The sequence below is a fragment of the Holdemania filiformis DSM 12042 genome (genome assembly GCF_000157995.1).
In the GTDB taxonomy this organism is placed as follows: Bacteria; Bacillota_I; Bacilli_A; order Erysipelotrichales; family Erysipelotrichaceae; genus Holdemania; species Holdemania filiformis.
Genome location: NZ_GG657558.1, coordinates 17,908 through 31,850 on the forward strand (window position 1 = coordinate 17,908; position 13,943 = coordinate 31,850).

Here is a 13,943-nt window from a genome sequence, read left to right on the forward strand (position 1 = left end):
AATCACCTTGTAAATCATATCATAGATCAAACTGACTTTCTATAAAAGCCGGCCCAGAAAACACTGGAACCGGCCTTACTCACCTTAATTTTTATCTTTATTCGATGTTAATTTTACGATTAAGGACATTGTCAAGTAATTAATCGGAATTGTCAGCGGCAAGGCGAAAGCTTTGGCGAAAAGTTTGTCCACGCCGATCCAGTTAACGAAGATTACAGTCATTACCATATTAATGATAATTCCCGGAAGATAACTGATTGGAAATGAAATAAAGCTTTTCCAATTCGGTTTTTCATGATAAGTAAAATGCATGTTTAAAAAATAAGAAAAAAACATAGGAACAACATCACCAAGTAAACTTGAAGTCGATACTGCGATACTGAAACTAACGAAAATCATATATAATATCTGAGATAAAATCGTATTGAACGCGCCGATAAAAGCAAACGATAAAAAGCTTTTATTTAAAAATTTTTCTTTTATTTTTTCTAACATATTAAACTCCTTAACTCTTTAACCTTAACTAGTTTATCATATTTTGATTCGTAAAGCTTCATTTTCTTCTTCAAATAACCTATAAAATTAACGATTTCTTCTAAATAAAAAACTTGAATGCGTTAAGCAATCAAGCCTTAATAATTATTTAACTTTAATTCTGTCAAATCACGATAAACCTTTTTGTAATCCGCTTCAAGATCATGAATGACAAATAACAATTCTTCAGGTACTTGTTTATGTTTATCAATAAAATCATGACATGCTTTTAATCCCATATCCATCGCTTTTATCGATTGATTCAAAATTTCTTCGTCACTATCTGCCATCATCGTTTTAATCTTCTCAGTCATTTCAGATAAGACAGCCATGATCCCAGTAGAATCTGCCGCATCCTCACCATAGGAATTAATTCTGCTTGTCAATTCAGTTTCATGTTTCTGAAAAATATCTAACGAATGCTTTAATGTTTCTCTTAACTTTTCTGATTGCGCTTCGACTAAATACTCCTTAAACGTCGATGCACCCATATGACACCCTCTTAATAATTCATTTAAATCTTTAACAATTTCGTTATCCATAGAATTCATTTCATTCACCTCTAAAAATAGTATTCCCCATTTTTATATTGATCTATCCTTTTTTCCATAGATAAGTTGAGTGCAGGTCCATAAACAACAGGTTAAGAAAGTAAGCAGCGCAGATGCTTTTTGGATCCAGGTTCCTGAATAAGTAATAGTAATTATTCCCGATGTAACATTCTTATTATTCACTTCAACCAATCCGCTTTCTTTATTTTTTATTACAGGAAGTTTGAATTGTTTACCATTCGTATCCACCGCCGCAGCAGTATACCCCTTGTAATAAGTTACCGGTATTTGCATCCATGTATTGGTTCCCATCTTGGTAATTTCAAAACTTGTTTTGTTTCCTTGTTTTTCAATGCCGCAGGCAATTTCTTTATTTTCAACAGTCACACAACGGGATGCTGTACGATAATCGGTTTGAGCCACTGGCAAATAATCTGCACCGGCGATTTCAGGTCGGACATAAAAAGAATCGCCATAGTATGGATCCAATAAAGTTCCATCAATCAAAGCTTCATACGGCATGTCTGTCCCAAAAATAATTGGTCTTTCAGCAACGGGCATAATCCGTATAAGCCCCACCATTATTCCATAAACAATTAAAATCGGAACAACTATGATGCCCGATCTTCTAAAGAATCTTACGGAGATAATCGCCGCAGCAGGACATAGAAATAAATCCGCAAGACTCATCAATCGCCACGGAAACTGAATAATTCGCATCCACGCAAAATATTCCCAGGGAAATAATCGGTTGCATAAGAAGTAACAAAGATAACCCAAACCGCAAATCAGATAAAGAAAATTACTCTCTTTGGTTTTTTCTTGATTAAAGAGAAATACGCCGAGCAACGGTAAAATAGGTATCAAAACGCCCAGATTGGTCGTCATTGCCTGCCCTGGATCATAAGCAACATTAGAAACGGAAAAATTCATCGTCATTTCAGTATATTGCCAGGCATTTAATGCGGTTGATGCCAAATCAGAACTTCCTGCATAATAATGTAAGTATAGCTCTTGACTTGTCATTTGTTCCAGCATCGGCCAGAGATAAAAGGAACATAAGCCGATTGCCCATAAAGCTGCTTTGATGATCGCTGTTCCCCTCTGTCTCTGCTGATTTAACACATGCCAGCGAATAAGGATGAAAACAAGCAAAATTAGAACCATCAGATAAAAGGATAGCGTGTGGGAAAGAAGTAATCCTGAATAGCCCGTCATTAGCCAAGACCATTTTTTTTCATCACCCCAAAGGACTTCATAGATTCCAATTAAAGCCACAGGCATAAAGATAAAAGCCAGCACTTCCCCTAAAGCTCCGCGAACATAAATATCGGTGAATCGATAGAGTGAAAAAACATAAAGAAATGCAGCCAAATACATTGCGGGCTGCTGCCGGCTAAGCTTTATCGTTAGCTTTCCCATAAACCAAGCCGAAAAAAAGCTGCAAAGCAAAAGTAAGAACTGATAGCTGCGCGCCAAGCTTAAGCCCGCATTATAGAGTAAGGCGGGTATAATTAAGAAAAAATCACAGTAGAACAACGGACTGGCATATCCAAAATTATTATTCTTATAGGGATAAATTCGCGGCATAAAAATTCCGTCTTTAAAACTTTGCACCAAACCTTCAATCCGGCTTAAGTGAAAACTTGTGTCATGCTCCAGATTAACTCCATGAGTCCAATAAGGAGCTAAAGATAACAAGGCAATAACAAGACAGAATAGAACAAAAAACAGTTGTTGCTTTCGCTTCATCTTTTGCCCTCCTTTTATCCAAAGTACCAGCTTGGAAACCATCGCATAAATCCATCAATATAAGCTTGAGTTGTGCCAAAGCCAGCTGTCGCAGGTAAAAATAAAACAAAAAGCAAAATACAGGCAAGGGTAAAAATTTTGATCCGCTTTTCGTAACGAGCATCCTTGTCAATCAAGCATTTCAATCCGTAAACAAGCGCGACGATTAAAAATGGAACTGAAGGATAATAGTGATAAATAAAAACACAGCGAGTGACTAACATCCAAGGAATGAGCTGAGCAAAATAACAGACTAAAATCATTCCCGCTGTTTTTGTTTTATTTCTGATAAAATCATAGACACAGAAAAGAATCGCAATAAATCCAGACCACCAAATCAGCGGATTGCCAAAAGCTGAGATGGTGTAAACAAGATTCTCACTGATATGATGATAATACCAAATTGGACGGGCATCCAGTATCCATTGCCACCATACCGATTGAAAAGGATGGGTTGCGTCAAGATTCGCATGATAGTTATACATCCCCATAGTCTGCTTGAAAACTCCGCTTAGACTCCATCCCTCGCCGCGATTGATTATACACGGCAAATAAGATAAGGCATAGATAATCAAAGGGATCAAAACAAACCACAGGCAGCACCAAAGAAGGGTAATCCAACAGTATTTAGGGAAAACTTCAATTTTATGTTTTTCTAATGCGGTTGGTTCTTTCGCTCGTTTCGCCAGTCTGTATTCAACATAACGGCTGATTAAGCTGCTGAAAAATAATACGGCCAATCCCATCCCAGCATAAACACCTGTCCATTTTACGGAAACGCCAATTCCCATGCTGATTCCAGCTGCGGCTAATAAACCTAATGATTTCTTAAAATCATCCACATAAAAGTTCATCAAGCAATAACGAATCATGAAATAAGTCATCAGTAAAATAAAGAAAACAGAAAAAGGTTCCAACGTAGCGATTCTCGCCGTTGTTAAATGCATAAAATCACAGGCCAGGAAAACAGCTCCCAGAGCTGCGTAAAAAGTCTTATTAAATAATCTGCGGCAAAGATCATACAACAGAGGGATCATCGCAGCGCTGAAAAGAACCCCGCCAAATCGCCACGCAAAAGGATTATTACCTAATAATTTGATAAAAAACGCAATAACTTGCGTTCCCAAAAGCGGATGGACGAAAGCATACATAACCTGACCTTCAGCAATTTCCTGAGCGTTGCGAACATGATAGATCTCGTCAAAATAGGTTTCATTCAGATACAACGGATCGATCTTCAGCTTAGACTGCTCGTCAATAACCAACTGCGGATCGTAAGTGCCTTCAGTATCACTCGAATAAACAGTCAATGGTAAAAAATCATTAAATCCCGCTCGCTTCAATCCAATTTCATTAATAACATTATTCTTTTCTCCAGCCGTGATACGAAGATAGCGATAATTCCATTGTCCTTCGATAATTTTCCACTGGAGATAACTGCTGTTATCAATTTGCGAAATATTATCCCAATCTACTAAATCATTGGATCCTTCGATTAAGACATTTCTTAAACCAATTTGATAACCGCTTTCTAATGCATTATTATCCCCCTCACCAGAAAGCAGATAAATTCGATCAAAGGCACTGCTACCATCCGCAATCTGTAAAATAAAAGATTCATTCGACTGGGTTGGCTGCCAACGCGTTTGCGGCAGTTCAGTGTCCCCCAATTGCCAGAATGCAACAACCAGGAACATTAATGTTATTGTCCCGCATATTAAAATGTCGAAAGCATTCCAGACCGCCTTTCCAGCGGATGTTTCTTTTGACTGAGGCTTTATTATTTCATTTTTTTCCTTTAAACTCTTATATATCATAAAAGAAACAATCAGGATAACACCTTCAATTAGAAGTAAACTAATTAATTCTTGATTATGAAAAAGCGTTAAACTTATTTCTTTTAACATGTTTCAGGACTCCTTTTAGCTAATAGTATATCAGAATCAAACTAGGCTTTCTACATACTTCATACTTACATTTCTTTTACAACTTTACACTAACTATAGAATTTCTTGATTAAATTGTGTATTATTTTTTTAAGAACTATATTGGGGATTTATTTTTACAGGGGAGAGGAAAATGAAGAAAAAGAAATTCTATCCTTATTTCATTTTTTTACTTGTTGTCATGTCCATTGAAGTTTTCATTTTTAACTGGCGCACTTGGGAATCACTTACATTTCCTCAAAGTAAACCTGGCTATCAAATTTCTATTGACGGAAATTATAAGTCCGATAAATTAGTATTCCCAGATCAAAGTTTACAAACAATACAATATAATTATTTAAATCAAAATGTCCAGAATATAAAAATCAATCTGCACTGTGAAGGAAATGGCTGCCCAACTACGCTCGATTTAAAAATCAATTATAGCGATGAAGGTCATTCCCAAATGAGTTATAAAGGGAATCAAACTTATATTGAATCTCTGGAAGAAACTCATATCATTAGAATACACCCCTATGGTGATGTAAAAAGTCTACGTATTTCTTTCTATAATCCAGATAACGCCAAATTTACTATAATCGCTTCTGAAATAAATGTTCGAGTTCCCTTGAAAATACAAACTTTAAGAATTTTAACGATGTTCATCCTCTTCATCCTTATTTATCAATTATATCAGCATCGCAGCTTCTTTACTCTCTCTTTTAAAGGAAATTCAACAAAACGGAAGACTATGATTATAGTAACTGCTTCATGCCATATCCTGTTATTTGCTCTTGTGCTTTTCTCTAATCCTTTCTTCTGGAAAGATACAGCCTATCCTCATCCTCAAGAATATCATTATTTAGCGGAAGCATTAGCTAAGGGACAGACATCTTTACTCGTTGATCCTTCAGAAGAATTAAAACAACTATCAAATCCCTATGATAGTTCGCTCCGAATCCAGGAAGATGTCTATTATTTCTGGGATTTTGCTTATTATAAAGGTAAGTATTTTGTATATTTTGGAATTGGTCCGGAACTAGTCTTCTATCTTCCCTATTTTTTAATTACAGGAACTCATCTTCCTAATCCCATTCCAATTATGATCTCTGAAACTTTCTTCATTCTAGGAGTTTTCTTGTTTTTTGAAGAAATTGTTATTCGATATTATCAAAGAAAAATACCACTCGGTTTAAGTCTATTACTAAGTTCAGCCACGATATTGGGCAGCGGAGCTTTTTTCATAGCCAGACGTCCTGATATTTATTCAGTACCCATTATGATGGGATTGGCGCTTACGATCTGGGGACTATTTTTGTGGCTGAAATCCAGGCAAACTGATCATTCGCTTAATTGCAAAATTTTGTTTATAGGATCTTGTTGTATGGCCTTCGTTGCCGCCTGCAGACCGCAACTGATTCTCGGTTCTTTCTTAGCATTCCTCTTCTTCCTACCCGAATTAAAGAATCTAAGAGAAAAACAAAACCAAAAATACCTTATGGTTGCCTTACTCCCCTATGTCATCATCGCTGCAGGATTAATGTTCTATAACTGGACACGCTTTGATTCTCCTTTTGATTTTGGATCAAGCTATAATTTAACGACCAACGATATGACTCGGAGAGGTTTTGTTTTTGATCGATTCTTTATAGGAATTTTCACTTATTTATTTCAGTTTCCGAATATCCAATCTGTCTTTCCGTATCTTCAGTACGTTGAATTTAATACAAATTATATAGGGGAACTTACTCGAGAATCAATGACTGGGGGACTCTTATCCTGTAATCCTATCCTTTATTTCTCAATTTTATTGCCATATTTGAAACGAATAAAAAAACATAAAACTTTAATTAGCTATCTTACTTTTCTAATCCTCGGTATTCTTATTATGTTTATTGACATTCAATGTGCAGGGTTATTACAACGTTACATTTCCGATTTTGCAATTTTTATCTTTATAGGAACCACGCTTATTCTCTTTTCTCTTTATATTCAAATGAAAGATAAAGAAGTAAGAAAAATATTCATATATACAGTTTTATTTCTATGCCTGATTGGTATTTTATATAATTTATCTTTATTCTTTCTTCCGGACTCAGACAATATTGCGCTCACTAATCCTCAGTTGTACTCGCAATTCTATAGATTATTCCATTAAAGATAAGGAGAACAACCATGCAGCCCACCTCATTAAATTTCGCAGCTTTCTTAATAATCAGTTTAGTTATTTACTATATAATACCTAAACGGATTCAAAACTATTGGCTCACTCTGATTAATTTATTTTATGTCAGTTCATTCGGGCTATTGGGCGTTATCTATTTATTTGTAGTAAGTCTTGTTGTCTATATTCTTGGGCTGCGCCTAAGTAAAACAAAAAGAAAAAAGCAAAACTCCGAACTATTAATTGCTATTGTGGTATTAGTAGCGGGCTTAGTTATTTTCAAATATTATAAACTTATATTTCCTTTCTTCCATTTTTCCTGGCTAGCGCCTGTTGGCATCTCCTTTTATACCTTTAAAGCAATCAGCTATTGTATTGAAGTTGTTAAAAAAAGGATGGACGCAGAAACCAGTTATCTAAATTGCTGGCTTTATCTTTCCTTTTTTCCAGTTTTTACAGCTGGGCCGATTAATCGACCAAAATCCTTTTTTACACAGTTAAAAAGGCAGCGTTCCTGGAAAACATCCCGGATTGAATCAGGGTTGATCCGTACAGCCTTGGGCTGTTTTGAAAAAGTAGTGATCGCTGATAATTTATTAATATTAGTCGATTCCATTTACTTCCAATGGCAAGAAGCCTCAGGAGGTTTACTATGGATTGCCATGATCTTATATTCTTTTCAAATTTATTTAGACTTTGATGCCTATTCTAATATGGCAATTGGTATCTCGAAATGTTTTGGATTCAAGATTGAAGAAAACTTTAAAACACCTTATCTTGCCGAGAGTATCTCTGAGTTCTGGCGGCGCTGGCATATTTCCCTTAGTTCATGGCTGCGGGATTATATTTATATTCCGTTAGGTGGAAATCGCAAAGGGACCACAAAGAAATACAGGAATTTGATTGTTGTCTTCCTGATTAGCGGTTTATGGCATGGTGCCTCTTGGTCGTTTGTTCTCTGGGGACTCTTTCATGCCCTTTTACAAATATTTGAACAAATCATACATCTATCGAAGAAAGCTTCGAATTCACTAATCCGATTTTTAAAGATTATACTTAACTTTGTTTTAATTACTATCTCATGGGTATTCTTTAAAATAACCGATGTTAAACAAGCACTGGCAATATTGCAGAAAGCATTATTTTTCCCATCCTTTAAGCTCAACTTAGATTTACTTAAAATCTCTTCAAAAGAACTCTCCATCGCTTTGTTCTTCATATTGATTATTGTAATTTTAGATCTCCTGCGAAATCATTTCGATATGATCAAATGGTTTAGAAAAAGAAATTTTGTATTTCGTTTCTTAATTTATATTCTCTTATTCTCCACTTTCCTTATTCTTGGCGTGTATGGAACAGGATATGATGCGAATCAATTTATTTACATTCAGTTTTAATTAAAGAAGGTAATGACAATGAAGAAAACAATTCAGTTTATATTTAAATGTATATTATTAGTGATCACAGCTTGTCTGCTGACGACTTACTTTTCAATTGTTTTGCGTCCGGAATACTATGAAGCGCCGGATGATATGACGAACAAAACAGAAGGTTTCTACGCGCTCGAAAAAGATTCGTTAGATGTCCTTTTCCTTGGCTCCAGTCATTCTTACTATGCCTTCAATCCAGCAATTCTCTGGAAGAAAACAGGAGCTTATAGTTATGTTTTCGCAGGCGAGTGTCAACCCTTTTCACAGACCTATTACTACCTCAAACAAGCGCTAAAAACTCAAACACCTCAAGTTATCGTCCTCGATGTCTTCGGGCTTCTGGAGAGCTCTAAGGCCTGCCAAACAGACGGAATTTATAAAAAGAACTCTGAAGGTTTGCGAAATGAGATCTATCGAGCTCAATCTCTAAAAGAAATAAGTGATCAATCACTGAAATTGGATTATTTGTTAGATTTGAGACTCTATCACTCACGATGGAATGAAATGACAATGGATGATTTTAAATTTCCTTTCGAAAAGCACTTCAATCCTTTTTTCGGTTGGACTATGGGCTATCCTGAATCTGATAAAAAAATAGAACGAGATACCTACCATCAAACAGAAACTGTAAAACCCGATGAAACCAATCTGCAATATCTTGATAAAATTATTGATCTATGCAGGAAAAAGAATTTACCGCTCTTATTAGTCAAAACTCCTTACTATGTCACCCAGCACGAATACAATATGCTTCAATATATTAAGCAATATGCTCAAAGCAAAGAAATTCAATTCATCGATTTTAACGATCTCTATGAAGAAATGAACTTTCATTTTGATCAGGACGGTGACATTTGGCATACAAATATCCGTGGTTCTACAAAACTCATGAATAAGTTGATTGAAGTCTTAGAACAAGATTATCACTTAAGCACTTCAAAGCCGAAAAAAATTGAATCGTATGAAACAGCTTTAGATCAACTCTACAATGATACGATGGAAAAATTATTACAAAGTGTCGATGATATTTACAATTACTTTGATTATATTCAAGAATCAGGATTTACATTTGCAATTAGCTATAATGGAACCGATGGACATTCTTTTATTGGAGAATACGAAAATAAAATGTTAAATAATGTTGGTATTCACTTTGATTTTATCAATAATAAAGACAAAGATTTCATTATGGTAACTCAAAATGATCAAGTATTATTTTATGAAGAGGATAACAGCTTAGTAAAAGAATATAAATCTAAGAATGCAAGTATAAAATTTGATAATAATAATATCATCATAAACGGGAAACAAGAAACCTCGGAAGATCCAGGACTTAAAATTGTTATAATTGATACACAAGGAAGAGTACTTGATTCATTGTATATTGATTATTCAATGGTATTTTGGCTAAAAAATCGTCTTTAAGGTCTAGATAAAATGGTCATTAAAAATTTTTTTAGTATTATTTTTGATTTCTTGAAATACAACAATATAATTCCCTTATAAAAATAAATAACGGATAGTAAAAATATAAGCAATAATACACATGAGATTAATTTACTATTGAGATAATAAACTAATGTACATACTGTAATAGAAATTGTTAAACTAACATACAATTTTAAGTTATATTTAATTTTCAAATATTTTTTTGTATCAATAATTCTGTATATCATTGTTATCAAATATCCCATAAACGTCGATATTGATGCGGCAAATAAACCTAAAAACTTAATCAAAAGTAGATTAATAATTATATTTATAAAAGCAGCCAGCATTGTTGATTTTGCAATTTCAAACGTATTTTTTTTAGCTACATACACGATTCCCAGTAAACCAATTACTACGTTAAACAAAGCAGCTATCAAATAAATTGGTATATTAAAATAAGCAGAATTGTACATCGGATTTATAAACCAATTAAATACTAAAGGTATGATAATTATTGTTCCTATACAAAACACTGAAAACATTAAGATTATTTTCTCAATCATATCTGAAAAAAATATATCTCTATCCTTATCAAAATAATGCATTACGCCAACTTCATGCCATGCTAATTGAAATATCCAAAAAACAGTCGTAAATGCTGCTGAAAATTTTTGCGATACAGCAAGGATTCCATTAACTGACATGCCCAAAAACAAGGTAACAATCAAACGATCAGAGCCATTCATTACCCATAATGATAACTGATTAGGGACGAGGGGAACAGAATATACCAATGTTTCAACAATACAAGATTTTTCCAAATGTTTCAAAGAAATATATTTATAGAATTTCACCTTTATTAATAAAAATAAACAAGATATTAAATTACCACAAAAAGTGGCTAACAACATACCAACTACTCCCATTTTTAAATAAACTATGCAAAATACATTAATTATAATTATAGATAATGAACTAATAAAACTCCCTAAAGCATAATCTTTTGTCTGATTTAATCCTCTTGCTATCTGTAGAAATAAATTATTATAAGTTGTAGCAATAAGGATTAAAAACAGCCAAATTTTATAATCTTTATGAATGTTGACTGAGCCAATACAAAAAATGATAAAAAATAATATATTAAATCCCGTCAACGTCCAAAAGCCACTTGAAATGGCCTTTTTTTTATCTATTTCGCTTTTACAATTCAGCAAGATTCTAAAAACCCCCTGATCTAGCATTAACGAAACAATAGGTACGAATAAATGTACTAATGTAGTAACTAATTCAACGGATCCATACTCTTCAGTTGATAATAATTTCGTATATAAAGGCAGCAAAAGAAAAGCTATTAATTGAGTAGATATTCTCCCTATTGCAATTATTAATGTTTTTTTAGTTAACTCTTTAGATCTGCTCATCTTTCTACTTCCTTTCAATAGAATATTGATAAATTTATTACCCTAATGGTTAACTAAAACTAAATAATTTAGATTTTAGCCTGTAATTTTTCTTTTTCTGTTACCAAAAAGAAAATATAAACTTAATGGTGATATGTTAAGAATTAGTCATAAATTTGATTAACTCTCATCTAACTCTTTTAAAAGCTTTTCTAACGGAGAAAACATATCTTTTAGAATAGATTTATCATAGGCGTTCGCTTTACCAATTAATTCTATAACGCTATCAGGTGTTATTGTCCATATGTCTTCAACATATCTTATATATGGATATAAATTGTCGAGTTCTGCATAAACGCCACTTACTTTATGTGTTGAATTATCTAAAGCTATACAAGGGGTTCCAGTTATCAGGGCAAACAACATTCCATGAAGTCTGTCTGTAACTATTAACTGGCTTTCAGCAACCTCATAAATTTTTTTTCTCATTTTTTTTCGTCTATTTTTTATCTTTATTAATATATTTTCAACTGTTGAATACTGTTCTACACAATAGTTATTCAGTAAATTTGATAAGAATACTTCTACGTCATAATTAATATTTTTCTCAGCATCTTGTCGAAGACATAATAAAATTTTTTCTTTGCGCTTAACATTAAATTTTTCGCTGATACAGGTTACAATATCAGGAGTAAGTTTAATATCTACATTTATAAGCATTCGGTTTAATAGTTTAAAAGAATTTTGATCGCGAACAAAAATATGTATATTTTCTTTTTGAAAAGCTTTTTGAAGTTTATCATAATAATTGTACGGACAATTATTACTAAAATAAACTGTCTGTGGGAAGATAACAATTTCATTTTCGAATAAATTACAAACTTCAAAAATTAAATCAGAGTCTTCTTTATAGATATCACTTAACCAACCACCACCAGGCAAAATAATAATATCATCTTTATGTATTATCTTTATCACTTCTTTTCTAAACGCTTTATATATTGCACCATTTATTTCGAAAACTTTGCTATTTAATTCACAGGAATCAATGAAATCTAATATTGCCTCAGAAATAGCATGATCTCCAAAATTACCATATTCAGAGGTTCCTAGAATTACAATTCTTTTCTTTTCATCATTTTTTTTTAGTTTTCTTAATATATAAAGCACATCAGGAGATACAAAAAAGGCTCTAATATAAAACCATAGCTTTCTATTCAATTTAGATTTAATCCATAATATGGCTTTAGTCATTTTCAAGCCTCTTTTTCATGAGCATTTTAGTTGTCAGATAAATGCTTGGAACTAAATTAATAGCCTTCTTAATTTCGTTATTTACTTTCTCCTTTTTTGAATATTCTTCATTACTCTCATACAATTTACTTTTATAAAAATCTTTCACTTCATTTACAATCCAATCGCGGTCTTCACAATTCCTATTTCTAACGTCAAAATATGTTGGCATATCTAATTCAGGAATTATCCCAAACGTTAAAAAAGCATGTCCATTATAGCAATAAGGTTGTGAACAGCATTTTCCTACAGCAATCCATTTAATTGGCTTATTTATATCAACAAAAATATTCTGATTTATTAATTGACCATAACACGGCTGCGCAAATCCTGTGCCTAAATTAATAAACAAAGACCAACAGCCGGCATAACAATATTCATTCCTTTTTTCGCCTAATAGTTTAAGCTTCAAATCCAAAAACTTACTATTAAAATTATTTTCCCAAATCTCAATATATTTGCTGCGTTCAAGCTTAGTATAAATATCTAAATTTGTATTTTTCTCGTTTCTTGGAAGCGTTACATGTGGAACAGCTCCCAATTTTTGCATACAAAGCCTTTTCAATTCATCAATTTCTTCAATTTGATTATCACTCCCCACCATTTCAATTGTAAATGAACATCCGCATTGCTTCATTAAATTAACATTTTCAAAAAAACGATCAATGATCCCCAATCGCTTTAATTCATCATAATGATAAGAAAATTTAAATACCAGACGCTTTAATTTTTGTGGCGGTAGCTTTGCTAAAACTCTAAAACGTTCAGTCAAAGTACCATTTGTAACAACTTCAACAAAATGCTCCTCAAGCAATAATTCTATAAGTTCAAGTACTTCTGGATCAAGTAAAGTCTCGCCACCTGCTGTAAGGTTCACGTAACAAGTTCCACCAACTCTATCTTTAGAAAGTGCTTTTGCAATAAACTCTGGAGAACGAGCAAAACTCTTTTTTTCTTTTTTCCATTCATTTCTTTGCTTAACATAACAATACTTACACTGCAAATTACATTGTGCCGTAGGAATATGTAATAATAATAATCTTTTAACTTGTTGCATATATGATTTCTCCTTTTAGTACAAACAAATTTTGATATATAAATTGACAATATTCATTCTATCACGAATACAAATAAAGCAAAATCTTTTCAGTTTATAATTTCGTTTTGAGTATAACACATGGACTAGTTTTTTTACAGTGATATAGTTAATTAAATTTTTATCATTTCCAATTTGTTAGCATTATATCTATGTAACTAAGTCTTTTAAGTTAAAGTTACCATAATTTTAGCCTTTCCAAGGTATTTCACAGGTTACATCTAAAGCGCTAATTCCCTTATCCACTTACCACAAATTTCACAATGCGGATCTTCTAAGACATGATCGATGATTTTTATTGGTATGCTGAAAAATCAGTTGCCCAGCT

The 13,943-nt window shown here is 33.0% G+C and carries 10 protein-coding genes; 3 read left to right on the forward strand and 7 right to left on the reverse strand.

The features are described 5' to 3' along the window. Window positions 1-84 precede the first annotated feature (84 nt). The 4 genes from HOLDEFILI_RS10905 to HOLDEFILI_RS10920 form a co-directional block, all read right to left on the reverse strand. Window positions 85-495 carry a GtrA family protein gene (locus HOLDEFILI_RS10905; protein WP_006059737.1) on the reverse strand — a complete coding sequence of 137 codons (411 nt, stop codon included), beginning with the start codon at window positions 493-495 and terminating at the stop codon, window positions 85-87. Window positions 496-632: 137 nt separating this feature from the next. Continuing rightward, window positions 633-1,085, reverse strand: a complete 453-nt coding sequence (locus HOLDEFILI_RS10910; protein WP_006059738.1) for a DUF2383 domain-containing protein — start codon at window positions 1,083-1,085, stop codon at window positions 633-635. Window positions 1,086-1,118: 33 nt separating this feature from the next. Continuing rightward, window positions 1,119-2,837, reverse strand: coding sequence for a hypothetical protein (locus tag HOLDEFILI_RS10915; RefSeq protein ID WP_039864809.1), 1,719 nt, complete (start codon window positions 2,835-2,837; stop codon window positions 1,119-1,121). Between the two features lie 14 nt (window positions 2,838-2,851). Then, window positions 2,852-4,783 carry a phospholipid carrier-dependent glycosyltransferase gene (locus HOLDEFILI_RS10920; protein ID WP_006059740.1) on the reverse strand — a complete coding sequence of 644 codons (1,932 nt, stop codon included), beginning with the start codon at window positions 4,781-4,783 and terminating at the stop codon, window positions 2,852-2,854. Between the two features lie 172 nt (window positions 4,784-4,955). On the opposite strand from HOLDEFILI_RS10920, the gene HOLDEFILI_RS10925 reads away from it, so the two are divergent. The 3 genes from HOLDEFILI_RS10925 to HOLDEFILI_RS10935 are packed head-to-tail and all read left to right on the forward strand — an operon-like array spanning window position 4,956 to window position 9,820. Next, a complete protein-coding gene (locus HOLDEFILI_RS10925; protein ID WP_006059741.1) occupies window positions 4,956-6,959 on the forward strand; it encodes a hypothetical protein in 2,004 nt (667 codons plus the stop codon). A gap of 17 nt (window positions 6,960-6,976) precedes the next feature. Continuing rightward, a complete protein-coding gene (locus HOLDEFILI_RS18465; RefSeq protein WP_006059742.1) occupies window positions 6,977-8,362 on the forward strand; it encodes an MBOAT family O-acyltransferase in 1,386 nt (461 codons plus the stop codon). Window positions 8,363-8,380: 18 nt separating this feature from the next. Next, a complete protein-coding gene (locus HOLDEFILI_RS10935) occupies window positions 8,381-9,820 on the forward strand; it encodes a hypothetical protein (RefSeq protein WP_039864810.1) in 1,440 nt (479 codons plus the stop codon). On the opposite strand, the gene HOLDEFILI_RS10940 is transcribed toward HOLDEFILI_RS10935, so the two are convergent. From HOLDEFILI_RS10940 to HOLDEFILI_RS10950, 3 genes are all read right to left on the reverse strand, one after another. After that, a complete protein-coding gene (locus HOLDEFILI_RS10940) occupies window positions 9,817-11,247 on the reverse strand; it encodes a lipopolysaccharide biosynthesis protein (protein ID WP_039864811.1) in 1,431 nt (476 codons plus the stop codon). The genes HOLDEFILI_RS10935 and HOLDEFILI_RS10940 overlap by 4 nt on opposite strands. A 159-nt stretch (window positions 11,248-11,406) precedes the next feature. Further along, window positions 11,407-12,480, reverse strand: coding sequence for a polysaccharide pyruvyl transferase family protein (locus tag HOLDEFILI_RS10945; protein WP_006059745.1), 1,074 nt, complete (start codon window positions 12,478-12,480; stop codon window positions 11,407-11,409). Next, complete coding sequence (locus HOLDEFILI_RS10950) at window positions 12,473-13,576, reverse strand: radical SAM family protein (RefSeq protein ID WP_006059746.1); 1,104 nt, start codon at window positions 13,574-13,576, stop codon at window positions 12,473-12,475. Before HOLDEFILI_RS10950 ends, HOLDEFILI_RS10945 begins: the two co-directional genes overlap by 8 nt. Between the last annotated feature and the right edge of the window lie 367 nt (window positions 13,577-13,943).

What these genes read in the sequence shown, in the direction of transcription:
- HOLDEFILI_RS10905 (WP_006059737.1), bottom strand. Translation starts at nt 495, where the DNA reads ATGTTAGAAAAAATAAAAGAAAAATTTTTAAATAAAAGCTTTTTATCG.
- HOLDEFILI_RS10910 (WP_006059738.1), bottom strand. Translation starts at nt 1,085, where the DNA reads ATGAATTCTATGGATAACGAAATTGTTAAAGATTTAAATGAATTATTA.
- HOLDEFILI_RS10915 (WP_039864809.1), bottom strand. Translation starts at nt 2,837, where the DNA reads ATGAAGCGAAAGCAACAACTGTTTTTTGTTCTATTCTGTCTTGTTATT.
- HOLDEFILI_RS10920 (WP_006059740.1), bottom strand. Translation starts at nt 4,783, where the DNA reads ATGTTAAAAGAAATAAGTTTAACGCTTTTTCATAATCAAGAATTAATT.
- HOLDEFILI_RS10925 (WP_006059741.1), top strand. Translation starts at nt 4,956, where the DNA reads ATGAAGAAAAAGAAATTCTATCCTTATTTCATTTTTTTACTTGTTGTC.
- HOLDEFILI_RS18465 (WP_006059742.1), top strand. Translation starts at nt 6,977, where the DNA reads ATGCAGCCCACCTCATTAAATTTCGCAGCTTTCTTAATAATCAGTTTA.
- HOLDEFILI_RS10935 (WP_039864810.1), top strand. Translation starts at nt 8,381, where the DNA reads ATGAAGAAAACAATTCAGTTTATATTTAAATGTATATTATTAGTGATC.
- HOLDEFILI_RS10940 (WP_039864811.1), bottom strand. Translation starts at nt 11,247, where the DNA reads ATGAGCAGATCTAAAGAGTTAACTAAAAAAACATTAATAATTGCAATA.
- HOLDEFILI_RS10945 (WP_006059745.1), bottom strand. Translation starts at nt 12,480, where the DNA reads ATGACTAAAGCCATATTATGGATTAAATCTAAATTGAATAGAAAGCTA.
- HOLDEFILI_RS10950 (WP_006059746.1), bottom strand. Translation starts at nt 13,576, where the DNA reads ATGCAACAAGTTAAAAGATTATTATTATTACATATTCCTACGGCACAA.